The following is a 25147-nucleotide window of genomic DNA, read 5'->3' as shown; positions in this document are numbered from 1 at the left end:
GGTCGGGACAGATGCCGTTACGGACTCTGGCAACATGGCCCCACGGCGCGATCCTGCAGGATGCGCAACACACCCGCTTCGCCCTGTGGGCGCCTGATGCGTCTTATGTCAGCGTTGAGCTGCACAATGCTCAGTCAGTGCCCATGCAGCCCCAGGCAGAGGGCTGGTTTGTCGCACAGGTGCGCTGCGCGGCCGGCACCCGCTATCACTACACCATTGATGGCGAGCAGGAGGTGCCGGACCCGGCGTCACGCCTGCAGCACGGGGACGTGCATGGCGACAGTGTGGTGGTCGATCCCTTGGCCTACCCCTGGCGTCACGGCGCCTGGCAAGGCCGGCCTTGGCATGAGGTGGTGATCTACGAGCTGCATGTGGGAATACTCGGTGGTTATGCCGCTGTGGAGCAGCACCTGCCACGCCTGGCAGAGCTGGGCGTCACCGCCATTGAGCTGATGCCCCTGGCTCAATGCCCCGGCGAGCGCAACTGGGGCTACGACGGAGTCTTGCCCTATGCGCCGCAAGCATCCCTGGGGACTCCCGATCAGTTGAAGCACCTGATCGACAGTGCCCATGGGCATGGCCTCGCGGTGATCCTTGATGTGGTCTACAACCACTTCGGCCCCGACGGCAATTACCTGGGCCAGTATGCCAAAGGCTTTTTTCGCGAAGACAGTCACACCCCCTGGGGCGCCGGGATCGATTTTCGCCGCCGCCAAGTGCGTGACTTCTTTATCGACAACGCCCTGATGTGGCTTGTCGAATACCGTTTCGACGGCCTGCGCCTGGATGCGGTGCATGCCATCAACGACCCGGCGTTCCTGAAGGAGCTAGCCCAGCGGGTACGTGAGCAAGTAGATCCAGGCCGCCACGTATGGTTGGTGCTGGAAAACGAATTCAACCAGGCCCACCTGTTGCAGCAGGGCTTCGATGCGCAATGGAACGATGACGGGCATAACGCCCTGCACGTGCTGTTGACCGGCGAGACCGACGCCTACTACGCCGATTTTGCCGACGATCCCACGGCCAAATTGGCCCGCTGCCTGGGCGAAGGGTTTGTCTACCAAGGCGACACTACCCGCCACGGCATCCAGCGTGGCGAGCCCAGCGGGCATCTGCCGCCCAGCGCCTTTGTGCTGTTTTTGCAGAATCATGACCAGATCGGCAACCGCGCCCTCGGCGAGCGCCTGCACCAACTGTGTTCGCCCCAGGCGTTGCAGGCGGCGACCACTCTGTTATTGATGTCGCCGATGATCCCGCTGCTGTTCATGGGCGATGAAGTCAATGCCGAACAGCCCTTCCTGTTTTTTACCGACCATCACGGCGAATTGGCCGGGGCCGTGCGCGAAGGCCGACGCAATGAATTTGCCGACTTCACCGCCTTCAGCGATCCCGAGTGCCGCGCGCGGATTCCCGACCCCAACGCAGTGCAGACCTTTCGCCGCTCCATACCACTGTTTAGCCAGGCGCCTGCTGCGCTGTATCGCCAATTGCTGGGCCTGCGCCAGCAGCACATCGTGCCCCACTTGCCCGGCAGCACCGCCCTCGGCGCGCAAGTCCTGGGCCAGGGCGCAGTGTCTGCACGCTGGCGCCTGGGCAATGGCAGCGTATTACAGATCGACCTCAACCTGGGCCCGACCGCCCTGCTGCATCCGGCAGGCATCAGCGAGTTGTTCAGCACCAGCAGCGACCCTGCGTTACTCACACCCTTCTCTGCCCGCGTCAGCCTGGCGCCGGGTAAAACCCCATCCTCTGTTGGAGAGCACTCTTGAGCGAAGCGCAACTGGAATTACTCGCCAGCCGTGCGGGCCTGGCGGTGGACTGGATCGACGCCAACGGCCGCCCGCAGCATGTCAGTGCCGACGCGTTGCGCGCCGTGCTCCAAGGCCTCGGCCACCCCGCCGACACCGACGCCGCCATCGCCTCCAGCCTGCAAGAGCTGGAGCGCGAGCAGCAAGACAGGCATCTGGCGCCGCTGTTGACCGTGGACGTAGGCACCGGCCTGGACCTGGCCGCTTACTTCGCCCCCGGCACGCCGTGCCAGGCTCATCTGGAGGACGGCAGTAGCCTCAATCTTGAGCTGGATACCGAGGCCGTCCTGCCCGGCGCCCTGCCCGTGGGCTACCACCGGGTGCAGATCGCCGACCAGTCCTTCACCCTGGCCGTTGCCCCCCATCAGTGTTTCAGCGTCGCCGAGGCGGTGGACAGCCAACCCGCCCGCGCCTGGGGCCTGAGTGTCCAGTTGTATGCCTTGCGCCGCAGCGGCGATGGCGGGTTTGGCGACACCCAGGCCCTGGAGCAATTGGCCCGCGCTGCCGCAGAACGAGGTGTCGATGCCCTGGCAATCAGCCCGTTGCACGCGATGTTCAGTGCCGATACCGAGCGCTATAGCCCCTATTCACCGTCCAGTCGCCTGTTCCTCAATAGCCTGTATGCCTCCCCCGGTTGCATCCTCGGTGAGCGGGCGTTGCGCAGTGCCATCGAATCCAGCGGACTGGCTGATGAGCTACAAGCGCTTGAGCAACAAAGCCTGATCGACTGGCCGGCCGCCGCCAAGGCCAAGCAGCGCCTGCTGCGTGCCCTGTATGAAGATTTTCGGCAGGGTGAACACCCGCAGCAGGCTGACTTCCTGAGTTTCCGTCAGGCCGGTGGCGAGGCCTTGGAAAACCATTGCCGCTTCGAAGCCGTGCAGGCCGAGCGCGCCGCCAATGGTGAAAGCCTTGACTGGCGCCAGTGGCCCGAGGACTGGCGTGATCCTGGCAGTGCCGCGCTGGCGCAATTTGCCGTCGAGCAAGGCGATGCCATTGGCTTCTACGTCTTCAGCCAATGGCTGATTGCCCGGTGCCTTGCGCGCGCGCAACACGCTGCGCGTGGCAGTGGCATGGGCATCGGCCTGATTGCTGACCTGGCGGTGGGCGCCGATGGCGCCGGTAGCCAGGCCTGGAGTCGCCAGGATGAATTGTTGGCCGATCTCACCGTTGGCGCACCGCCGGATATCCTCAACCGTGCCGGCCAGGGCTGGGGCATCTCCGCGTTCTCCCCCGAGGGTCTCAAGCGCAATGGCTTTCGGGCGTTTATCGAAATGCTGCGGGCCAATTTCGCCCATGCCGGCGGCCTGCGCATCGATCATGTGATGGGGCTGCAACGGCTATGGGTGATTCCCCGTGACGCTTCGCCCAAAGACGGTGCGTACCTGTATTACCCGGTGGATGACCTGCTGCGGCTATTGGCCCTGGAATCCAGCCGGCACCAGGCGATTGTACTGGGCGAAGACTTGGGCACAGTCCCCGAAGGCCTGCGGGAAAAACTCAGCGCCCGCGCGATGCTCGGCATGCGTGTGCTGTTGTTCGAACAGGACCATGGCGGGCGGTTCACACCGATCCTCGACTGGCCGGATAACGCCCTGGCCACCACCAGCACTCACGACCTGCCGACGCTCAACGGTTGGTGGCACAGCCGCGATATCGATTGGAATGTGCAACTGGGGCTGATCGACACACCGACGCTAGAGCACTGGAGTGAACACCGCCAGCGTGAACGCCAGGCACTGCGCCAGGCCCTGGCCCAGGACCCGCAGAACTTTCGCGATGAGCTGCGCAACGAAACCGACCAGGTGCTCGATGCCAGCGTGCGCTACCTCGGCCACACCCGTGCGCCGCTGGTGTTGCTGCCCCTGGAGGATGCCCTGGGCATCCTGGAGCAAGCCAACCTGCCCGGCACCCTCGATACCCATCCCAATTGGCGGCGGCGCCTGCCGGGAGATGCCGCCTGCCTGCTCGATGACGACAATGCAGCCCGGCGCCTGGAGCTGCTGGCAGTGGCGCGCAATCAAGCCCTGGAACGTGACCGGTGAACAGCATCGCGTTACGGGCCACCCAGCGCCTGCAATTTCACCAGGGCTTTACTCTGGATGATGCGGTGCCACTGGTGCCGTATTTCGCCAGCCTGGGCATCAGCCACCTGTATGCCTCGCCCCTGCTCAAGGCCCGCGCCGGTTCCATGCATGGCTACGACGTGGTCGACCCGACCACCGTCAACCCGCAACTGGGTGGCGAACCGGCGCTGCGCCGTCTGGTGGCAACCCTGCGTGCCCACGACATGGGCCTGATTCTCGACATCGTGTCCAACCATATGGCCGTCGGCGGCAGCGACAACCCCTGGTGGCTGGACCTGCTGGAATGGGGGCGCCTGAGCCCCTACAGCGAATTTTTTGATATCCAGTGGCACTCCCCGGACCCGCTGCTCAAGGGCCAATTGTTGATGCCCTTCCTCGGCAGCGACTACGGCGAGGCCTTGCAAAGCGGCACCCTGCCCCTGCGTTTTGACCCGACCCAAGGCCGTTTTTTTGTCGAGCACTACGAACACCGCTTCCCGATCTGCCCCAGCGACTACGGCGATATCTTGCGCGCCCATCCTCCCCTCAAAAACCTGGCCGATCGTTTCAGTGCCCTGGCCTACCAAGCCGATGCCTGGCCCCTGGCGGCCAGCCTGAAACAGGAACTGATGCAGCAGGCTCGCGACCCACTGATCCTGGCAGCCATCGAACACGCCCTGGGCGGGTTTGATACGCGCGAGCCCGAAGGTTTTTCGCGCCTGCATCAATTACTGGAACAGCAAGCCTATCGCCTGGCCAGTTGGCGCACGGCGGCAGATGACATCAATTGGCGGCGTTTTTTCGACGTCAACGAACTGGGTGGCCTGCGGGTGGAGCGAAGCACGGTGTTCGAGGCCACCCACAGCAAGATTTTCCAGCTGATCCGCGAAGGTCTGGTGGATGGCCTGCGCATCGACCATATCGATGGCCTGGCCGACCCGCGTGGCTACTGCCGCAAGTTGCGCCGGCGTGTGAATGCGTTGTCGCCAGGCCGGCACTTGCCGATCTTTGTCGAAAAGATCCTCGGTGCCGGCGAAACCCTACCCACAGACTGGCGAGTAGATGGCACTACTGGCTATGAATTCATGAACCAGGTGTCGCTGCTACAGCATGATCCCCAGGGCTTCGAGGCGTTGACCCAACTCTGGAGCGAGGCCAGCGAACGGCCCTCGGCCTTTATCGAAGAAGCCTGGCTGGCCCGCCAGCAAATCCTCAACGGCTCCCTGGCCGGGGATTTTGAAAGCGTGGCCCAGGCCCTGCTACAAGTGGCCCGTGCGGACGTGATGAGCCGTGACCTGACCCTGGGCGCGATCCGTCGCGCCTTGCAGGCACTGGTCGTGCACTTCCCGGTGTACCGCACCTATATCAGCGCCTGCGGCCGTAGCGCCACAGACGAGGCCGTGTTCCAGCAAGCCCTGGCCGGCGCCCGTGTGACCTTGAGCGAAGCCGACTGGCCGGTACTCGACTACCTGCAACAGTGGCTCGGCGGCCAACCCTGGCGCGATCGCCCAGTGGGGCAGCCGCGCAAGATCCTCAAGCATGCCTGTGTGCGCTTCCAGCAACTGACCTCGCCGGCGGCCGCCAAGGCCGTGGAAGACACCGCCCTCTATCGCTCGGTGGTACTGCTCTCGCGCAACGATGTGGGCTTTAATACCGAACAGTTCAGCGCGCCCCTGGCCGACTTCCATGCCGCCAACCACCAGCGCCTGGCAACCTTTCCCGACAACTTGCTGGCCACCGCCACCCACGACCACAAACGCGGCGAAGACAGCCGAGCGCGCTTGGCGGTGCTTAGTGAGTGCGCGCCGTGGTATGCCGAGCAGGTGCAACAGTGGCGTAGGCTGGCGGTGCCCTTGCGCGATGACCCGGCCACGCCTTCGGCAGGCGATGAACTGATCCTCTATCAGGTGCTGCTGGGCAGTTGGCCCCTGGACCTCCAGGACACCCGCGACTATCAACAGCGCCTCTGGCAGTGGCAGCAAAAAGCCCTGCGTGAAGCCAAACTGCACAGCAGTTGGAGCGCACCCAACGAGATCTATGAGCAGGGTGTCGAAGCCTTCCTCTCCCGGTTGCTGCTCGAACCGTCCGGTTTAGCCTTGCGTACGGCGATCCACGCCGCAGCCGAGTCCATCGCCCCCGCCGGCGCCTTGAACGGGCTGGCGCAATCCTTGCTGCGCATCACCGTGCCAGGCGTGCCGGACCTGTACCAGGGCGATGAGTTCTGGGACTTGAGCCTGGTGGACCCGGACAACCGGCGAGCAGTGGATTTCAGCGCCCGCCAACGGGCACTTGCGGCAGAACCACAGGCCTTGCTTGAGCGCTGGCGTGATGGGCACTTGAAGCAGGCCCTGATTGCCCAGGCGTTGAACCTGCGCAAGGCCCACCCGCTGCTGTTTGCCAGGGGCCGCTATGAACCGCTGGAGGTGTTGGGCCGGCATGCCCAACGGGTTGTTGCCTTCAGCCGTGAGTATCAGGGCCAATGGCTGTTGGTGGTGGTGCCACGCTGCGCCCACGCGCTGCTTGAAAACAGCGCCCAACCCCGGGTGGATGCGCAGGTTTGGGGCGATACCCGGGTCACATTGCCGTTCGACGCCACGCTGCAAAACTGGAAGGGACTTTTGCAGACAGGCGCAGTCACACCCAACAAGGAGCTAATGGTCAGCGCTGCCCTGGGGGATGTCCCGGTGAATGTCTTTATCCATTCTGACGATCAAGAAAGCTGAAATTTTCTGTGAGGAGCATTGCGATGAGCACCGAAGACAAGCGCGTTCGTGAATTTGCGTATCAGATCTGGGAGTCCGAAGGTAAGCCCGAAGGCCAGGAAGCGCGCCATTGGGAAATGGCCCGCAAATTGGCCGAAGCCGAGGCGTTGACCCCCAGCAAGCCCAAGACAGCGACCAAGGCCAAGCCAAAACCGGTCGCAGAAAAACCCGCCGTCGCCAAAAAGCCACGAGCCCCGCGCAAGCCAGCCGGCTGACCACTCTCCTGTAGACGCCGGCCAGCCGGCGCCTACAAAAAGCTCAACTGTTTACCTGAGCCGATGTCAGCACGGCCTCATTCGGCCTGAAAAAACCTTGCAGGAGCAACGCCATGAGCACGACACCCAATACCGAGCCGTCGCGGATTCGTGAAGGTCTGCCCTTCCCCCTCGGCGCGACCTGGGACGGTCTGGGGGTCAACTTCGCGCTGTTCTCGGCCAATGCCACCAAGGTCGAGCTGTGCCTGTTCGACGATACCGGCGAAGTCGAGCTGGAGCGGATCGAACTGCCGGAATACACCGACGAGACCTTCCACGGCTACTTGCCCGATGCCCACCCGGGGCTGATCTATGGCTACCGCGTATACGGTGCGTACGACCCTGCCAACGGCCATCGTTTCAACCCCCATAAATTGCTGATCGACCCCTATGCCAAGCAGTTGGTCGGCGAACTCAAATGGTCCGAAGCGCTGTTTGGCTACACCATCGGCCACCCGGATGCCGACCTGAGTTTTGATGAGCGCGACAGCGCGCCCTTCGTGCCCAAATGCAAGGTCATCGACCCGGCCCATACCTGGGGCAACGACCAGCCGGTGCGTACGCCCTGGGATCGCACCATCATCTACGAGACCCATCTGCGCGGCATCAGCATGCGTCACCCCCAGGTGCCAGAGGCCGTACGCGGTACCTGCGCCGGCTTGATGGTCGACGATGTGCTCAAGCACATTCGCCACCTGGGCGTGTCGTCGGTGGAGTTGCTGCCGGTCCATGCCTTCGTCAATGACCAGCATCTGTTGCACAAAGGCATGACCAATTACTGGGGCTACAACAGCATTGCTTTCTTTGCCCCCGACCCACGCTACCTGGCCAGCGGCAAGATCGCCGAGTTCAAGGAAATGGTCGCGCACCTGCACGAAGCCGGGCTGGAGGTGATCCTCGATGTGGTCTACAACCACACCGCCGAAGGTAACGAGCAAGGCCCGACCCTGTCCATGCGTGGCATCGACAATGCCTCGTACTACCGCTTGATGCCCGACGACAAGCGCTTTTATATCAACGACTCCGGCACTGGCAACACCCTGGACCTGAGCCATCCTTGTGTGCTGCAAATGGTCACGGACTCCTTGCGTTACTGGGCCACGGAGATGCATGTCGACGGTTTTCGCTTTGACCTGGCGACGATTCTGGGGCGTTATCACGATGGTTTCGACGAGCGTCACAGTTTCCTTGTGGCCTGCCGCCAGGACCCGGTGCTGCGCCAGGTGAAAATGATCGCCGAGCCCTGGGATGTGGGCCCCGGCGGTTATCAAGTGGGTAACTTCCCGCCCGGCTGGGTGGAATGGAATGACCGTTTTCGCGACACCGTGCGCGCCTTCTGGAAAGGCGATGACGGCCAACTGGCCGATTTTGCCGGGCGTATGACCGCCTCTGGCGAGATGTTCAACCAGCGCGGGCGCCGCCCCTACAGCTCGGTGAACTTCATTACCGCCCACGATGGCTTCACGCTGCACGACCTGGTGTCCTACAACGACAAGCACAACGAAGCCAACGACGAAAACAACCAGGACGGCAGCAACAACAACCTGTCATGGAACCATGGCGTCGAAGGCCCCACCGACGATCCCGCGATCAACGCGTTGCGCCTGCGCCAGATGCGCAACTTCTTCGCCACCCTGCTGCTGGCCCAGGGCACGCCAATGCTGGTGGCCGGTGACGAGTTCGCCCGCACCCAGCACGGCAACAACAATGCCTACTGCCAGGACAGCGAAATCGGCTGGGTCAATTGGGACCTGGATGAAGATGGCAAGTCCCTGCTCACCTTCGTCAAGCGCCTGATCAAGTTGCGCCTGGCCTACCCGATCCTGCGTCGCGGGCGCTTCCTGGTGGGCGACTACAACGAAGACATCGGGGTCAAGGACGTGACGTGGCTGGCCCCCGATGGCAAAGAAATGAGCATTGAACAGTGGCAAGACAGCCAGGGCCGTTGCCTGGGGATGCTGATGGATGGCCGCGCCCAGGAAACCGGAATTCGCCGGCCAGGAGCCGATGCCACCCTGTTGCTGGTAGTCAATGCGCACCATGACTTGGTGAATTTTCGCTTGCCCCAGGTGCCGGATGGTGGTTTCTGGACCTGCATGGTCGACACTAACCAGCCGGCTGTGCATGGCCAGGAGCGCTTCGAGTTTGACCACGAATATGCAGTGACCGGGCGCTCGCTGCTGCTGTTCGAGTTGCAGCAGGCCCCCTGAAAAAAATACGATTTTGCCCGCAGACGGCGCGACGAATCCCGAGCTATGAACAATACTCAAGCTTGGCAATCCAGGATTCGGAACGCCAGCGTGCCGCACGAGCCTTGCGCCAGTGCGACAAAAAAGGAGAGTCGACCCGTCAACGGGATACGACCTGCATCATCAGGACAAGGACGTGACATTGATCAAACCCGCCACTTTAAACGACGGTCGCCGCAAGTTGGCGCAAATTTGGAACAGTGCGCCACAATTGGCGCAAATCCCCACCATCAGCCCTTCCCTACTGGTACCTGCCGGCTCGCGGGTGGTGGTAGTCGCCCCGCATCCAGGTGACGAAGTGTTGGCCTGCGGCGGCTTGCTGCAACTGCTCAGCACCCTGGATTATCCCTTGAAGTTGATCTCCGTTACCGACGGCAGTGCCAGCCATCCGGGTTCCAACCAGTGGTCAGCCCAGCGCCTGAGCGTGTTTCGCCCCCAGGAAAGTGTCGAGGCCCTGCGCCGCCTCGGCTTGCCCTTGCACAGCCTGAAGTGGATTCGCGGTGGCTTTTGTGACAATGCCCTGGCGGGCCGCGAACAGCTCTTGAGCCAATTTATCGCGCGCTACCTGCAACCCGGCGATGCCGTGTTTACCACCTGGCGCAATGATGGCAATGACGACCACGATGCCGTTGGCCGCGCCACTGCCATCGCCTGTGCGCTAACCGGGGCGCGCCTGCTGGAGTTGCCGATCTGGGCCTGGCACTGGCCCGCCCGCGACGCCGGCCGCATGCCCTGGCAATGCGCGCGCAAGGTACGCCTCGACACCTGGAGCGTGGCGCGCAAACGCCACGCGGCCCATGCCTACGCCACCCAGTTGCTCGGCGATCCGCTGATCGGCCTGGCACCGATGATGCCTGCGGTGCTGCTGGAGCGGATGCGGGAACCGTACGAGATTGTGTTCCTGTAACGGGTTCATACCTGTTAGTTCTGATAGTGGCAGCCCTTTGCGGCTGTTGCTAACGTGGAACAAGCACTGCACAGGTTCGAGTGCCGTCGAGAAAGCCATGCCAACTCGATGCGTCCGGCACTATTGGAACACCTGAGCCTCGCCATCGACGGTCGCCGTTATCCAGCGTGGTTCCATGGGGTCACTCCAGACTGAACTGGGTGGCGTCGCCCCATCGCTGATCAGGATGCGTCGGCCCGACAGGCTCCACTCCTGCATACGCGCCTTGAACTGGGCCGGATAATCCGCCGCTCGGCAGGTGATGCCGGCCCAAGGGTCGACGACCCATGCCTCATCCCACTCCGGCCCCACAAACCCTTTGCTCCGAGGCTGGCCAGGAGGCCCGCCGACGACGGCGAACGTATGGCCCTTGACCTGTGCGATCCGTGCACTGCCGCCACTGGCATTGATCGTATCAACGGCCACCTTGGCCATCTGGTCACAGTTGCCGGCCCCGGTCTTCAGGACCATTTCGGAATAGTTGGGGGCGCCTGTGCGTGTGTAAAGCCAACCCACCATTTCCGACGCAGTCTGGTTGCGCGTGACCTCCCCCGCAAGACCAGGGACCTGCTGATTGGCAGATCTGATGCCTGTCGCCTTGAACTGCTCGTCAACCGCTGTCCTGCCCCCCTCTGCATATAAACGGTTCTGCTGTTCAGTCGGCAGTTGGGCAAAGTCAGCCTGTTTCTTGATCGGCGCGAGCCGCACTGGTTTTGCCGCGACCACCACATGCCCGGGATTACTCCCCGCCGCATATACCCCCATCAGGACTTCGCGCTGTTTCTCGGGGGAAAGCCCCTGCAATACTTTAACAAGATGGTCCACTTCCGCAGGCGACATGGGCTCATCAGCGACGATTTTCTTGACCAGTCTGTCAAGACTGGGCAGTACCACCAACGGATTGTCTGGAAGACCTTGCGCCACAAAGCCGTAGACATCCTTGTATTGGTCGTACTGCTTGATGAATTGAACGTCCAGCGGGTCATTACGGGTCATACGATGAAAGTCGAGCTGGCCGTTGCCGTTCAGTTCGGCGTAGTAATAAACACCGGTATCGGCCTCGACCACCACGTATTGCCGATTGTCGTGGTTGATCTTAAAACCTCTGACAACACGCTGGTCATTGCTCAAATCGCTGATCGCATCCATTTTGATCACGACTGTTTCCTGGTTGATTGCCCGGGGTACACCAAAATCGTCATAACCAAAATCCGGCTCGTTGACCTGAGAGCCAGTGGTACGACTCTTGTAAGTCACAGGTTCCACGCTTGCCATCGGCAACAGTTCCTGATTCCCCGCTTCATTGACGCGGTAACGTCGATGTTCATGAATCACCGTACGTGGCCCTTTCCCTGGCCCGGCCCCCGGAATCAGTCGTCGATGTTCAAGTGCCTGTGCATCCTGGAAGACCGACGTTCCACCAGGCTCGATCTGTTTGGTGTAGCACAGGTCGCTCAGGTCACGCTTAAGCCGTCGTCCCCCGCCGCCACAGGTCATCACAAAGCCTTCAAATGGCCCTGTATCTTCGGGCCCGCCCAGTTTGACCAGGCTTTCGGGTTTGGCCGGGTTATAGCGATAGACATCATCGCCGACCACCACATCGCTGTACTTGTGCCTGTTCAATACCCGGGCCTGGTCACTGGAAATACCTTCGGGCACCCGTAATATCTGCCCTTGGGCAACGGGCCTGGGAGTCAGGGCGATTTTCGGGGAGACATCGTAACGACCTCGGCCGAGCAATTTCAGCACGCTGGACTGTTTGAACTGCGCAATGCCGACCTGAATATTCTGCAGATGCGTCCCCCCGAACTTCAACAGCCTGTTCCCACCGCGACTCAGTGCAGGCATCACGGGATCAAGGGGGTTGATATTACGCACCGCAGAAACCGCAAATTTTTTGACCAGTGAGCCAAATTTAGGCAATAGCGCACGCACGCCGATCTTGCCTGCGCTAGAAATCAAACGCACCGAGCCCGAAGCGAATTTGCCCGCAGGGCCAGCAAACGTTAGCAGCCCATCGGCAACGAGCTCCAAAATACCCTGCTTGGTGTCACCCTTGACGAGACTTTCAATGCCGCTCCAAAACGGAATCACCATCTGAGCTGTACCTTTGACGCGCGTCCAGAAAGTCTCATCTTTTTTCTGTGCCGCACTTTCTCGGTCAGGATCGGACTCGGCCCACTCCTTCAATTGGTCTTCATCGACATAGAACAGATCATCAGTAACGGTCTTTGCGATGGCCGTAGACCGTTCAGACGTGATGGTTTGCGGCACGGTCGTTTTAGACGCCGTGGAAGATGATGAAAAGTGAGCGAGCTGTTGCGGGACAACGATAGAAAAATTGGGAGGTCTGGGGCCCTTGCCTGACTTGTAGGCCGTCCACTTTTTCTTGAATTCCGCCCTGCTACCTGCGCGGGTGTCGCGGACAACCAACTCTTCGGAAGGTACGCCGTCATTGGAGTGCTCAATCGAAATGAAGTCTTTGCCGTAGCTTTTATCGGCCGGATTATAGGTCTCCAGAATCGGTTTCAAGTCGTCACGACGCCGGGCAATACCCTTTACCGGATTCATTTCGTAGTAGTTTGTCTCGCCCTCATACACCGTCTTGAGAATGAACGCCGGGCGTGTGATTGCTGCCCTTCTCTCGTCATCTGTCTCATTGGCGGAGTTGGGTCTTGTCCTAAGTGCATATACCGTGACGTCACCCTGGTCGATGGCCCTGCGGTCTTTTAGCGGGAGTTGGGACAAGTGGCTGGTGACCAGCTTTCCATAAGCTGACTTTGTATCCCCCAGGTACTTGTCGAACGTGGTTTTGAACGTGGCGTCATCATAGACAGGGTATTGGTAGCTGATCTCGGCAGGTGTGATTTTCTCGCCATTGAGATGCCTATACAGAAGAAAAAGCGGGCTGAACAGGCTCAGCACTTCGGTGCGTGAAGTGCCCCTCTCCATACGTTCGAAGAAATCCTTGCGCATTGGCACATCCGCTGCCAATTGTTGGGTTGCCGACACCACCGTATCGACATGCGCATCAAACGCGGCGACCGCTTTATTGATCTCCTCCTGGGAGTAATCTTGTTTTTGCGGGAGCACTCCTTGCGTCACGGCCCAATCCAACGTCGCGGGAATGCGGGTCGATGCAATGAGCGCCCACTGTTCGTCTGTGGTCGCTTGCTCGCTGAGCTTGCCCGGCAGATCAACCAGTTCCTGAAAACTCATGCGCCGCGAAGAGCCCGGTTCGATCGCTTCAGCCAGGCTGACACCATGCTTGAAGTTCACCCACACAGCCGTTCCCTGGTAAGGCAGCTCTGCGGGGATATCACGTACAGCAAAGTCCGCCGGGAACTGTGGCCGCAGAATATAGGCCGCCACATTCGCCTCGGCGGCGGACAGCTTCTGTGAGTCGACAAGATGTTGCCTGAACGCCTTGCCGATGGCCGGGTAATTCATATTCCATTGTTCACCCGACGCCAGCGGGAAACCGGCAATCTGCCCGGGCTTACGGGTCTGTACCGGGTCCAGGCTCAAGCCCAGCGCCTTGATCAACAACTTGACCTTTACCCCTGGAGCAATGACCCCGTCCAGCGGAAACTCTGCACCGCCCAGTTTCTTCAGCAACAGTTGCACAAGTTCATCTGCCTTGGGTGACGCGAGCATCAGTTCCAATACCCCAGCCGGCGTGCCCTGCGCTTTTTCAAGCGCCTGGGTGGAGAGCCCCTCGGTCAAATGGCTCAACAAAGGTTTTTTGTACTTTGCCTCTAGCTCGCCAACCCAGTCGCCGATGGCCTGGTCATTGCTAGCCTGCAACAACCCATCGAGGTCACTTGAGGCATCATCCAGGCCCAGAGAGATTTCGCTGCGGGTCTCTTCCACGGCATTGATCGCCGCTTGCAGTTGCACTGGGGTCTTGGGGTCGGACGGCACAATGCCGTAGAACCTGAGCATGTTATCGAGACGATTAGTGCCCGGCTGGGTTGAGCCGTTCAGCGGTATGAGTGGTGAGTCTTTATTGAGGAACAAGCTTTTGTTCGCGGTGGTATTCGAGGCGTTAAGCTCGCGCAGGACCCTGAGTATTTCGTCCAGATCCCCCAGCTTTCCCCGCACCTCGGCCCGTTGCGAACCGATGGGTAGCCCTGGTGTTTGCTGCACCAGGGCCAAGCTGGATTTGCCCTGGGCTGCAGGCGGCGCATCAACCGGGGGCGCGACGGGAGAGGAAAGAGGTGTGTGTCGGGTATTCAGATGGACAGGCATCATGGTTTTCGTCTCTGGCAGTGATACACACGTACAGCAACGAAACGCGCGGGACTGGGAAGCTCCGCCTGATCGCTGACAGTCTTGTGTGGATCACACGTAAGAAAATGTTCCAGAGGGATTGGTAACAGTGTTCGTCAGGCCAACGGCGCGGGCTCCTACAGTGTTTACTCCTGGCGCAGAATCAGCACAGCGAGCGGCGGCAGATTCAGTGCCAGCGACACCGGTTGCCCATGCTGCGGCTCGTCCAGGGTAAAGGCTGCGCCGCCATTGCCGTAGTTGGAACCTGAGTAGGTGTCGGCATCGCTGTTGATCACCTCTTTCCAACTGCCGGCAAAGGGCACGCCCACCTTGTACGCCTCACGGGGCACCGGAGTGAAGTTGGCCACTACCAGTACCGCCTTGCCGTCCTTGCTCCAGCGCAGCCAGGCATAGACGCTGTTGATTGCATCGTCGCCAATCAACCACTGAAAGCCTTGGGGTGCAGCGTCCTGTTCATGCAGTGCTGGCTCTTCGCGGTACAGGCGGTTGAGGTCGCCCACCAGTTTCTGCACGCCCCGGTGTTCCGGGTATTGCAGCAGGTACCAGTCCAGTTGCTGGTCGTGGTTCCATTCGCGCCATTGGCCGAACTCGCAGCCCATGAACAGCAGCTTTTTGCCCGGATGCATCCACATGAAGCTCAGGTAGGCCCGCAGGTTGGCGAATTTTTGCCAGCGATCGCCGGGCATTTTGTCGATCAGCGAGTGTTTGCCATGCACCACTTCATCATGGGAGATCGGCAGCACAAAACGTTCGGACCAGGCATACACCAGGCCGAAACTCAGTTCATTGTGATGATGAGCGCGGTACACCGGGTCTTGCTGGATGTAATGCAGCGAATCGTGCATCCAGCCCATGTTCCACTTGTAGTTGAAGCCCAGGCCGCCCTGCTGGGTCGGCTGGCTGACGCCCGGCCAGGCCGTGGATTCCTCGGCGATCACCAGGGCGCCGGGAGCTTCCAGGGCAACCACATCATTGAGATGGCGCAGGAACTCGATAGCTTCAAGGTTCTCGCGCCCACCGTGACGGTTGGGTACCCACTCACCGGCCTTGCGTGAATAGTCGCGATACAGCATCGAGGCCACTGCATCCACGCGCAGGCCATCAATATGAAAATGCTTGAGCCAGTGCAACGCCGACGCCAGCATGAAACCATGGACCTCAGTGCGCCCCAGGTTGTAGATCAGCGTGTCCCAATCCTGGTGAAAACCTTCCAGCGGGTTGCCGTATTCGTACAGCGCGGTGCCATCGAACTGCGCCAAGCCATGGGTATCAGTGGGGAAATGTGCTGGGACCCAGTCGAGAATGATGCCGATATCCGCCTGGTGGCAGGCATTGACGAAGGCGCCAAACTCATCCGGTGAACCGAAGCGCGCACTGGGCGCAAATTGCGACAGTGGCTGGTAGCCCCAGGATCCACCGAAGGGATGCTCCATGATCGGCATCAGTTCGATATGGGTAAACCCCAGTTGCTGCACATAAGGAATCAGCCGTTCGCCCAGTTCGCGCCAGCCGTATTGGCGCGACACTTCGCCCAACTCGTCGAGCTCGCATTGCCAGGAGCCGACGTGCAGCTCATAGATCGACAGCGGCGCACTGGCTGCCTGCCGTTCGCTACGGGCTTGCATCCAAGCCTCATCCGACCAATCCACTTGCAGCGGCGCGGCGACTTTTGAGGCGGTGTCGGGCGGCAGCTGTGTGGCCAGGGCCATGGGGTCGGCCTTGAGTGGCAGGATGCCGGCAGCGCCGAGGATTTCGTATTTGTAGGCGGCCCCCGGTTGCAGGCGCGGGATAAAAATCTCCCAGACCCCAGCCGGGTGGCGCAGGCGCATGGGGTGGCGGCGCCCGTCCCAGATATTGAAGTCGCCCACCACCGAGACCCGTCGCGCATTCGGCGCCCATACCGCAAAGCGCACGCCCGGGATGCCGTCGACGCTCATCACCTGGGCGCCCAGGCAGTTGCTCAGGTCACGGTGATTGCCTTCGGCGAACAGGTACAGGTCCATTTCCCCGAGCAACTGGCCAAAGCTATAGGGGTCTTCGGTGATCTGTTCGCCGCCGGCCCACTGGATCTTCAGCAGGTAGCCCTGGCGCGTGGCGAAATGCCCGACAAACAACCCCGGGATGGGCGTGGAGTCCAGGCCACCAAGCACATCACCGCTGTCACGGACCAGCACTTGCACGCTCAAGGCCTCGGGCAAAAACGCGCGGATCACCTGACCGCCCGCCTCGTCCTCATGGGGCCCGAGGATCGCAAAGGGATCCGGGTGTTCGGCCCGCACCAGGGCTTCGATATCCTTGGGCGCAGGCATGACAGCAAACTTCGATTGCAGCGGTTCTTTGTGTGTAAAGCTCATGATTTCTCCCACTGCTTGCCCATTTTGGAATAGCTGGCCAAGGCCCCTGTAGGAGCTGGCCTGCCAGCGAAAATCGTCAACGATAATCCGGGTCAACTGGCACCCCGCGTTGCTCTCTGGCTCTTCGCCGGCAAGCCGGCGCCTACAATAATCCGTGCAATCCGCGTAATGGCACCGCCAGCCACGCGGGGCGGTTCTGCGCCTCGTAGGCCACTTCATACGCAGCCTTCTCCAGGCTGAACAAGGCCAGTGCCGCCTGCGCGCCGTTGGCATCCTGCCAGTCATGCGCCAGTGTAGACGTAGCCTGTTGATACGCCTGGATAAAGGCCTGCCGTGCTTCGCTCAGGTAGCGATCAGCCACGCGCTGGCGGGCAGCCTCGGCATCGGCCGAGTGGTCCAGGCCTTGCCCTTGCACATTCAGGGCCATGGCGGCGGCATAGTCGAATGAACGCAGTACACCGCTGACGTCCTTGTACGGGCTGTGCTTGCCTCGCCGTTCGTGCAGGGGCCGCGCGGGCTCGCCTTCGAAGTCGATCAGATAGGCATCGCCCTTGACCACCAGCACCTGGCCCAGGTGTAAATCACCATGGACCCGGATGCGCAAGCCGCCCACCGTGGCTTTCGCCAGATCCTGCACATGGCTGGCAATCGCCTTTTTCTGCGCCAGCAGTTGAGTGACCAATGCCTGGTCGGCGGGGTTCAATTGGCTTTGGTGTTGTTTGAGCAACTGCAAGGCGCGCTCGATCTGCGCGCCCACCTGTTTGGCCCAGCCCTGGCTGTCCTTGATCGACGTCACTTGCGGCTTGAAGTCCGGGTTGCTCGTTGGCGCGGCCAGGACGTTGTGCATTTCCCCCAGCCGCTGCCCGAGCAAGCCGGCGAAATCCGCCAGTTCGCCAAGGGCGTTATAGTGCTGCTCCTGCTCGGAAATGGCTTCGGCCAGTTCATCACGAATGGCCCGTTCCAGGTTGTTCTGGGTCCAGCCCCAGGCATCGCCCTGGTTACTCAGGTAACCCTGGGCGATCATCAACAGGCTATCCTGGCCCTTGTTATCGCGGCGGATCACCGAGCCCAGCAGCGGCGAGATATGAGCGTAGCCAGCGGCGGTCAGGTAGGCGCCCATTTCCAGTTCCGGGTGAACCCCGGCGCTGACTTTGCGGATCAACTTCAGCACCAGGCTTTCGCCGACCACCACTGAACTGTTGGATTGCTCGGCGGCCAGGTAGCGCACTTGCAACTCGTCGCCCGCCGGTAAGTTGGCCAAGTGTGGGGTCGACTCGAAACGAATCTCGCCGTCGCTGCTGCTGAGCACGGTCTGCGCGCGCAGGCCCTCGATGACGGCGCGGATATAGCTATCGAGACTGAAGGCATCGGTGATCAAGCCCACCTGGCGTACTCGGCGTACCCGCGCCAGGGCCAATTGTTGCGGCAAGGCACTGGTGAACTGGTCTTCACCCAACAGGCCGAATGGCAATTGATACCGACGGGTCTGCCCAGCGCTGGTTACTTCTATCTCACTGAGCAGCACCGGATGCTGGGCGTCGCCAAAGCGCACACCATAGGCGATATGCACGTGCTCGATGGTTGACTCCTTATTGGCGAACCAGCGCCGCTTGGGCAGCCAGGTGGGCAACGCGGTTTGCTCCAGGATGGTGCGGCATGGCACTTCGAGCAATTCTTCGAGGCGTTTCCTCAGGACCAGGGTGGTGAAGTCCGGCAAGCTCTGGGCCGGTTCCACGTGCCAACTGGGCATTTGGTTCTCTGGCGCAAGAACGAACCAGTAGAAGCCGTATGGGGCCAGGGTCAGCAGGAAATTCAGCTGGCCAATGGGCGGGAATGCGTTGCCGCCGAGCATCTCCACAGGAACCATCCCCGCGAAGGCCGACAGGTCCAACTCCGCCGCCTGGGCCGTGCGCGAGACGTTGGCCACGCACAGGATGATTTCGTGCTTGCCGTCGGCGCCAGTGTATTCGCGGGTGTAGGCGAGAATCCGGCGATTGCTCGGTGAAAGCATTTTCAGGCTGCCGCGCCCGAACGCCTTGGACTGCTTGCGGATTGCCAGCATGCGCCGGGTCCAGTTCAGCAATGAATGCGGGTCCTGGGCCTGGGTTTCGACGTTGACCGACTGATAACCGTAGAGCGGGTCCATGATCGGCGGCAACACCAGGCTGGCCGGGTCGGCGCGGGAAAAACCGCCGTTGCGGTCGATGGACCATTGCATCGGCGTACGCACGCCGTCACGGTCACCCAGGTAGATATTGTCGCCCATCCCGATTTCATCACCGTAATACAGGGTCGGTGTGCCAGGCATGGACAGCAACAGGCTGTTGAGCAGCTCGATGCGTCGGCGGTCGCGTTCCATCAGCGGCGCGAGGCGCCGGCGAATCCCCAGGTTGATACGCGCGCGGCGGTCTGCGGCGTAGTAGTTCCACAGGTAGTCGCGCTCTTTGTCGGTGACCATTTCCAGGGTCAACTCATCGTGGTTGCGCAGGAAGATTGCCCATTGGCAATTAGCCGGGATTTCCGGGGTCTGGCGCAGGATATCGGTGATCGGGAAGCGATCTTCCTGGGCCAGGGCCATATACATGCGCGGCATCAGTGGGAAGTGGAAGGCCATATGGCATTCGTCAGCGTCGTCGCCCTTTTGGTCGCCAAAGTACAGTTGGGTGTCTTCCGGCCACTGGTTGGCTTCGGCCAGCAGCATGCGGTCCGGGTAATGGGCGTCGATCTCGGCGCGGATCTGCTTGAGCACCTCATGGGTTTCGGGGAGGTTTTCGTTGTTGGTGCCGTCGCGCTCGATCAGGTAAGGGATGGCATCCAGGCGCAGGCCGTCGATGCCCATGTCCAGCCAGTAGCGCATCACTGACAGCACCGCCTTCATGACTTGCGGGTTGTCGAAGTTGAGGTCCGGCTGGTGGGAATAGAAGCGGTGCCAGAAGTATTGGCCGGCCACCGGGTCCCAGGTCCAGTTGGACTTTTCGGTGTCGAGAAAAATGATGCGCGTGCCGTCGTATTTCTGGTCGTCGTCGGACCACACGTAGAAATCCCGGGCGCTGGAGCCAGGCTTGGCCTTGCGTGCGCGCTGGAACCACGGATGCTGGTCGGAGGTGTGGTTGATCACAAGCTCGGTGATGACCCGCAGGCCACGCTTGTGCGCCTCGGCGATAAAGCGCTTGGCGTCGGCCATGGTCCCGTAGTCGCTGTGTACGCCACGGTATTCAGCGATGTCATAGCCGTCGTCACGGCGCGGTGAGGGATAGAACGGCAGCAGCCAGATAGTGTTCACGCCCAGGTCGGCGATGTAGTCGAGTTTGGCGATCAGCCCGGGGAAGTCACCGATGCCATCGTTGTTGGCGTCGAAATAGGATTTGACGTGAACCTGATAAATCACCGCGTCCTTGTACCAGAGCGGGTCTTTGATGAAGGTGGCAGCCTTGGGTTTCTTCGCCATTGGAAACTCCTGGAGAATGCAAAAAACTTACGACGGGACTCGGTCTATGTGAGATCGCCCTTGTGTGTGGGCTTGCTCGCGAAGGCGGTGTGTCAGTCAACTATCAACCAACTGATCCACCGCTTTCGCGAGCAAGCCCGCTCCCACACAAGCCCGCTCCCACATTTGATCTGCATCCCATTCAAGACTGGGTGATGCGCCAGATGCCAAACGGCATCTGGGGCTCGATGCGCATCCATTGGGTCTTGCCGTACCAGGTCCAGCGATGGCCACTCATCAGGTCTTCGCCCTGGGCCTGGGCATCGTCCGCCAAGCCCATTTCCCACAGCGGCAACTCGAAATGGGCCTCCTGGGCGTTGAACGGATCGAGACTGACGGCAATCAGGATGAAGTTGCTGGCGTCCTCGCTGCGCTTGCCGAAATACAGAATGTTGTCGTTAAAGGCGTTGTAGAGCCTCAAGCCCAAGTGCGTCTGCAGCGCCGGGTTCTGCCGCCGGATGCGGTTGAGTTGGGCGATCTCGGCAATGATGTTGCCGGGGGCGCTGAAGTCTCGGGGGCGGATCTCGTACTTTTCCGAGTCCAGGTACTCTTCCTTGCCCGGTACTGGCGCGCTCTCGCACAGTTCAAAGCCCGAATACATGCCCCACAGGCCCGAGCCCATGGTGGCCAGCGCAGCGCGTATGAGAAAGCCGGCGCGGCCGGACTCATGCAGGAAACCGGGGTTGATGTCCGGTGTATTGACGAAAAAGTTCGGCCGGTAGCATTCACGCCAGGGCGACTGGTTCAACTGGGTGAAGTACTCGCTCAACTCGGCCTTGGTGTTGCGCCAGGTGAAATAGGTATAGCTTTGGGAGTAACCGACCTTGCCCAGGCGCGCCATCATGGCCGGCGTGGTGAAGGCCTCGGCGAGGAAGATCACGTCCGGGTGTTGTGCGCGTACATCACTGATCAACCATTGCCAGAACGGCAGTGGCTTGGTGTGCGGGTTGTCGACGCGAAACGTCTTCACGCCCTCCTCGACCCAACCCAGCACAATGTCGCGCAACTCCAGCCACAGGCTGGGGATCGCATCGGCGGCATAGAAGTCGACGTTGACGATATCCTGGTATTTCTTCGGCGGATTTTCCGCATATTTGATCGTGCCGTCCGGGCGCCAGTTGAACCAGCCGGGGTGTTGCTTGAGCCACGGGTGGTCCTGGGAGCACTGGATGGCAAAATCCAGGGCAATCTCCAGGCCGTGCTCGGCGGCGGCGGCCACCAGGCGGCGGAAGTCTTCGCGGGTGCCCAACTGTGAATGGATTGCGTCGTGACCGCCCTCCTCGCTGCCGATGGCATAAGGACTGCCAGGGTCATCGGGGCCGGCACTCAGTGAGTTATTCCGGCCCTTGCGATGGCTGCGGCCGATGGGGTGGATCGGCGGGAAGTACAGCACGTCAAAGCCCATGTCGTGGATCATCGCCAGGCGTGAATGCACGTCATTGAAGGTGCCGTGGCGGGTCGGATCGTCAGTGATCGAGCGCGGGAACAGCTCGTACCAACTGGCAAACAACGCTTGTGGACGCTCCACATCCAGTGCATAGACCGGGCTGATACTCAGGTAGGGCCGCAGGTCAGCCTGGGCCATCAGCTGTGCACTGTCTTCGTGCAGGAACAACGCGACCTGCTCGGTTTCCAGCAGCCCGGACAACTGCTCATGCAACAGCCGCAAGCGTTGTTGCAACAGGCCGTCGCTGCGTTCAGCCGCTTGCAGGACCTGGTGGCGACCTTCCTGCAGTTCCAGGCTGACGGGGACGCCGGCCGTGTGTTTCTTGCCCAGCTCGTAGCAGAAACTGGCGAATTGATCGATCCAGGCCTCGATGCAAAACTGGTGTGGGCCTTGCTCGGTCACGCTGAACGCGCCCCGCCAGGCATTGTTGCCCTGGTCACCCATGGGCACCTCGTGCCAGGTATCTTTGCTCAATGGCCGCCAGCGGATCAACACCGCCAACGAGTCATGACCGTCGGCGAATACCTTGCTGGTGACATGGATCTGCTGGCCTTGCACGGCCTTGACCGCGAATGCGCCAGCATCGATCACTGGCATCGTGTCTTCTATGGCGATCCTGGGCAGCAACAGCGCCTGGGACAGCGGCAATGCGGGTATTTCAGCAGTCATCGAGCATCTCCCCTTACGCCCAATGGGCGCTCTAGTGCTTGATAGTCAGTGCTGCGGGCAGCCTCTCCCTGAGCCGGCCGTATAAAGTCCGAGCCCAGCCACCTTTGAAAAGTTCAGGTGGATGTACCGCCACCGGGCGGGAATCAATTGGCCAAGGCGATTGTCCATCGATTGAGCAAAGCACAAACGAGGCCACCGCGATGAACATCCCGATTCCCGCTGAAACCCCAGACCCGAATATCGATAAACCCACCCTGCCGCCGACCGAGCCGCAACCGGTTCCCGAACAGGAGCCACCTGGCAGCCAGCCCCCGGCGGTGGAGGAACCAGTGAAACCCATGTCGCCCGTGATCGTCTGAGCAGAGGATGCGACGACGAAATTTCCGACGGATGTAAAAGGTATGTCCTCAGGCAGTTCTCACACCCCGAGTTGATACTTGTCTGGCGCCCCGAAACCAGGGAGGGCGTCACGACACTTCAACTCGCAAGGTGAAAAAACACATGTCATCCATTAATACAGGATTGAACGCCTACCGTCCGTTGCCCCCGAACGACCCCACGCCACGCGCCAACACGCCCGCCGAGCAAGCGAGCATGCAACGCCTGAATGATATTCGCAGTCTGTTGAGTGAGCAGAATATCGACGCCATGTTACGTAATCCCGAATCTCCCGCCGTAGCTGAAGTACTCGCTCAACTGAGCAGATTGATCAACAAGGATACCCTCAGCCTAATGCGCCGTGACCCTTCGGGGGATACCAGCAAGGCCCTCAGCGCTATCGCCACGTTGTTGAGCGAGAGTGCCATCCACAAACGTACGAACGAATCCCTGGGCGCCTATGTCAAGAGCGAAGCCAGAAAGTACGAGGCAACGCGTTTCGATAACCTCCTGCGGCTGAGCATGGCCGATCCTGAGGCGGGGTGGGACACGGCCCAGGGGATATGGAGCGAGTTGCAGGCCTCGATCCTTGCTTCACAGGCACACGCAGGTCAAATCAAAAGTAACGCCAGCACGCTCAGGGGTTACGGTGAGCTGTTCAACATCGACAAAGACAAGTAATCAGCCCTCTGCCGATCCACAGCATCACACTCTCGACAGTCGCAAGCCCCCAAGGCCAGCACCAGTGATTCGGTGATTTGATTGATCTGGATCAGCATGCCCTGAGTACGCTTGATCCAGGCACCCGCCCCAAGCATGCGGGGTGCTGCACATTGTCGCAGCAGCACCTGAAAAAACCATCTGATCCGCTTTTTATCGATTTACCTGAGTCTGTTATGCAAACAGATTGCGCCGCATAGTTCATCCGCCTGATGGAGGCTGATGAGCGAAAGACCATGAGCGATAGAATCCCCGTCCGATTAGTAGAGCATTTCGAGCCTGCACATCCAAAGAAGATGAAGGCCAAATCCAGCGACAACCAGATTCACACCCGCAGTTTCACCGGCCTGTTCCGTACCTTGCGCATAAGCGGTGCGGGCTTTTTGTTCCTGGCCTTTTTTGGCACCGTGTGGCTGAACTGGGACTCACGCCAGGCGGTGCTGTGGGACCTGGCTGAAAGCAAGTTCCATATCTTTGGCGCAACCTTCTGGCCCCAGGACTTCATCCTGTTGTCGGCGCTGTTGATCATCTGTGCCTTTGGGCTGTTTGCCATTACGGTATTTGCCGGCCGTGTGTGGTGTGGCTATACCTGCCCGCAAAGCTCGTTTACCTGGCTGTTCATGTGGTGCGAGAAAGTCACCGAAGGTGAGCGCAACCAACGAATCAAGCTGCAGGCCGCGCCCTGGGGCGTGAACAAACTGGCGCGTCGTGCCGCCAAACACACGTTGTGGCTGGCGATCAGTGTGCTGACCGGCCTGACGTTTGTCGGCTATTTCACCCCGATCCGCCCCTTGGCCGAAGAACTGCTGACCTGGCAGATGGGCGGCGTCAGCCTGTTCTGGGTGCTGTTCTTTACCGGTGCCACCTACATCAATGCCGGTTGGCTGCGCGAAGCGGTGTGCATGCACATGTGCCCGTATGCACGGTTCCAGAGCGTGATGTTCGACAAGGACACCCTGACCATTTCCTACGATGCCGCCCGTGGTGAAAGTCGTGGCCCGCGCAAGCGTGATGTGAATCCCGCCGATGTCGGCCTGGGCGACTGTATCGACTGCCACCTGTGCGTGCAGGTCTGCCCTACCGGCATCGATATCCGCGACGGTCTGCAAATGGAATGCATCGGCTGCGCAGCGTGTATCGACGCCTGTGATTCGATCATGGACAAGATGGGCTACGCGCGAGGTTTGGTGGGTTACACCTCCGAGCACCAGTTGCAAGGTGGCAAGACACATCTGCTGCGACCACGGTTGATCGGCTACAGTGCGGTGCTGTTGGTGATGATCGCGGCCCTGGTGATGGCATTGGTGCAGCGCCCCATGGTGTCGCTGGACGTGACCAAGGACCGGGGCATGTTCCGTGAAAACAGCCAGGGGCTGATCGAGAACATCTACAGTTTGAAGATCATCAACAAGACCCAGCAACGCCAGGATTACCGCGTGGAACTGGTAGAGGGCGATGGCTTTGAACTGCAGGGCAAGACCGAAATCAGCCTGGCACCTGGGGAAATCACCGATGTGCCGGTTTCGGTGGCGCTGACCCGTGACAAACCAACCAGCAGCTCGCAAACCATCCGTTTCAAGGTGACGGATATAGATGAGCCAAGTGTTTATAGTGTCGCCGACAGCCGTTTTGTGGCGCCGCTGAACCGTTGATATCCACGGTCTGGGAATCAATAAATCCCCCTGTGGGAGCGGGCTTGCTCCCACATTTGGAAACA

General features: G+C 60.6%; 13 protein-coding genes. 9 read left to right on the top strand and 4 right to left on the bottom strand.

What is annotated here, in order from left to right; all coding sequences use genetic code 11:
- The first annotated feature begins 11 nt into the window (after nucleotides 1–11).
- From treZ to BFQ03_RS10365, 6 genes are all read left to right on the top strand, one after another.
- Nucleotides 12–1769 (top strand): malto-oligosyltrehalose trehalohydrolase, encoded by a 1758-nt coding sequence (treZ, locus tag BFQ03_RS10390; RefSeq protein ID WP_065943014.1) that lies wholly within the window; start codon nucleotides 12–14, stop codon nucleotides 1767–1769.
- Nucleotides 1766–3850 carry a 4-alpha-glucanotransferase gene (gene malQ, locus BFQ03_RS10385; protein ID WP_065943013.1) on the top strand — a complete coding sequence of 695 codons (2085 nt, stop codon included), beginning with the start codon at nucleotides 1766–1768 and terminating at the stop codon, nucleotides 3848–3850. The genes treZ and malQ overlap by 4 nt, the downstream gene beginning before the upstream one ends.
- Nucleotides 3847–6594: a malto-oligosyltrehalose synthase gene (locus tag BFQ03_RS10380; protein ID WP_065943012.1), complete on the top strand. Its 2748-nt coding sequence runs from the start codon at nucleotides 3847–3849 to the stop codon at nucleotides 6592–6594. Before malQ ends, BFQ03_RS10380 begins: the two co-directional genes overlap by 4 nt.
- Nucleotides 6595–6617: 23 nt before the next feature.
- Nucleotides 6618–6848: a DUF2934 domain-containing protein gene (locus BFQ03_RS10375; protein WP_032860362.1), complete on the top strand. Its 231-nt coding sequence runs from the start codon at nucleotides 6618–6620 to the stop codon at nucleotides 6846–6848.
- Between the two features lie 113 nt (nucleotides 6849–6961).
- On the top strand, nucleotides 6962–9097 hold the full coding sequence (gene glgX, locus BFQ03_RS10370) for a glycogen debranching protein GlgX (RefSeq protein WP_065943011.1): 2136 nt from the start codon (nucleotides 6962–6964) through the stop codon (nucleotides 9095–9097).
- Between the two features lie 184 nt (nucleotides 9098–9281).
- Complete coding sequence (locus tag BFQ03_RS10365) at nucleotides 9282–10043, top strand: PIG-L deacetylase family protein (protein ID WP_065943175.1); 762 nt, start codon at nucleotides 9282–9284, stop codon at nucleotides 10041–10043.
- Nucleotides 10044–10163: 120 nt separating this feature from the next.
- Here the strand turns inward: BFQ03_RS10365 and BFQ03_RS10360 are convergent, their stop codons facing one another.
- The 4 genes from BFQ03_RS10360 to BFQ03_RS10345 form a co-directional block, all read right to left on the bottom strand.
- Nucleotides 10164–14240 carry a hypothetical protein gene (locus tag BFQ03_RS10360; RefSeq protein WP_139115670.1) on the bottom strand — a complete coding sequence of 1359 codons (4077 nt, stop codon included), beginning with the start codon at nucleotides 14238–14240 and terminating at the stop codon, nucleotides 10164–10166.
- A 260-nt stretch (nucleotides 14241–14500) separates the two neighbouring features.
- Nucleotides 14501–16729, bottom strand: coding sequence for a 1,4-alpha-glucan branching protein GlgB (gene glgB / locus BFQ03_RS10355; protein WP_065943009.1), 2229 nt, complete (start codon nucleotides 16727–16729; stop codon nucleotides 14501–14503).
- A 142-nt stretch (nucleotides 16730–16871) separates the two neighbouring features.
- Nucleotides 16872–20177 (bottom strand): maltose alpha-D-glucosyltransferase, encoded by a 3306-nt coding sequence (gene treS, locus BFQ03_RS10350; protein ID WP_065943008.1) that lies wholly within the window; start codon nucleotides 20175–20177, stop codon nucleotides 16872–16874.
- A 181-nt stretch (nucleotides 20178–20358) separates the two neighbouring features.
- Complete coding sequence (locus BFQ03_RS10345) at nucleotides 20359–22332, bottom strand: alpha-1,4-glucan--maltose-1-phosphate maltosyltransferase (RefSeq protein WP_065943007.1); 1974 nt, start codon at nucleotides 22330–22332, stop codon at nucleotides 20359–20361.
- Nucleotides 22333–22532: 200 nt separating this feature from the next.
- Between BFQ03_RS10345 and BFQ03_RS30210 the strand changes: the two genes are divergently transcribed.
- From BFQ03_RS30210 to ccoG, 3 genes are all read left to right on the top strand, one after another.
- Nucleotides 22533–22691 carry a hypothetical protein gene (locus BFQ03_RS30210; RefSeq protein ID WP_167360821.1) on the top strand — a complete coding sequence of 53 codons (159 nt, stop codon included), beginning with the start codon at nucleotides 22533–22535 and terminating at the stop codon, nucleotides 22689–22691.
- Between the two features lie 142 nt (nucleotides 22692–22833).
- Entirely contained in the window at nucleotides 22834–23391 is a 558-nt protein-coding gene (locus tag BFQ03_RS10340) for a hypothetical protein (RefSeq protein WP_032860370.1), read from the top strand.
- A 275-nt stretch (nucleotides 23392–23666) separates the two neighbouring features.
- Nucleotides 23667–25082, top strand: coding sequence for a cytochrome c oxidase accessory protein CcoG (ccoG, locus tag BFQ03_RS10335; RefSeq protein ID WP_065943006.1), 1416 nt, complete (start codon nucleotides 23667–23669; stop codon nucleotides 25080–25082).
- Nucleotides 25083–25147 lie beyond the last annotated feature (65 nt).

This window comes from Pseudomonas sp. 25 R 14, assembly GCF_900004755.1.
Lineage (GTDB): Bacteria > Pseudomonadota > Gammaproteobacteria > Pseudomonadales > Pseudomonadaceae > Aquipseudomonas > Aquipseudomonas brenneri.
Note: the sequence above shows the minus strand (reverse complement) of the source record. Positions and strands in the feature narration are given on the sequence as shown.

Coding starts and splice junctions, on each gene's coding strand:
- treZ (WP_065943014.1), top strand. CDS start 12: ATGCCGTTACGGACTCTGGCAACATGGCCCCACGGCGCGATCCTGCAG.
- BFQ03_RS10375 (WP_032860362.1), top strand. CDS start 6,618: ATGAGCACCGAAGACAAGCGCGTTCGTGAATTTGCGTATCAGATCTGG.
- glgX (WP_065943011.1), top strand. CDS start 6,962: ATGAGCACGACACCCAATACCGAGCCGTCGCGGATTCGTGAAGGTCTG.
- glgB (WP_065943009.1), bottom strand. CDS start 16,729: ATGAGCTTTACACACAAAGAACCGCTGCAATCGAAGTTTGCTGTCATG.
- treS (WP_065943008.1), bottom strand. CDS start 20,177: ATGGCGAAGAAACCCAAGGCTGCCACCTTCATCAAAGACCCGCTCTGG.
- BFQ03_RS10345 (WP_065943007.1), bottom strand. CDS start 22,332: ATGACTGCTGAAATACCCGCATTGCCGCTGTCCCAGGCGCTGTTGCTG.
- BFQ03_RS30210 (WP_167360821.1), top strand. CDS start 22,533: ATGAACATCCCGATTCCCGCTGAAACCCCAGACCCGAATATCGATAAA.
- BFQ03_RS10340 (WP_032860370.1), top strand. CDS start 22,834: ATGTCATCCATTAATACAGGATTGAACGCCTACCGTCCGTTGCCCCCG.
- ccoG (WP_065943006.1), top strand. CDS start 23,667: ATGAGCGATAGAATCCCCGTCCGATTAGTAGAGCATTTCGAGCCTGCA.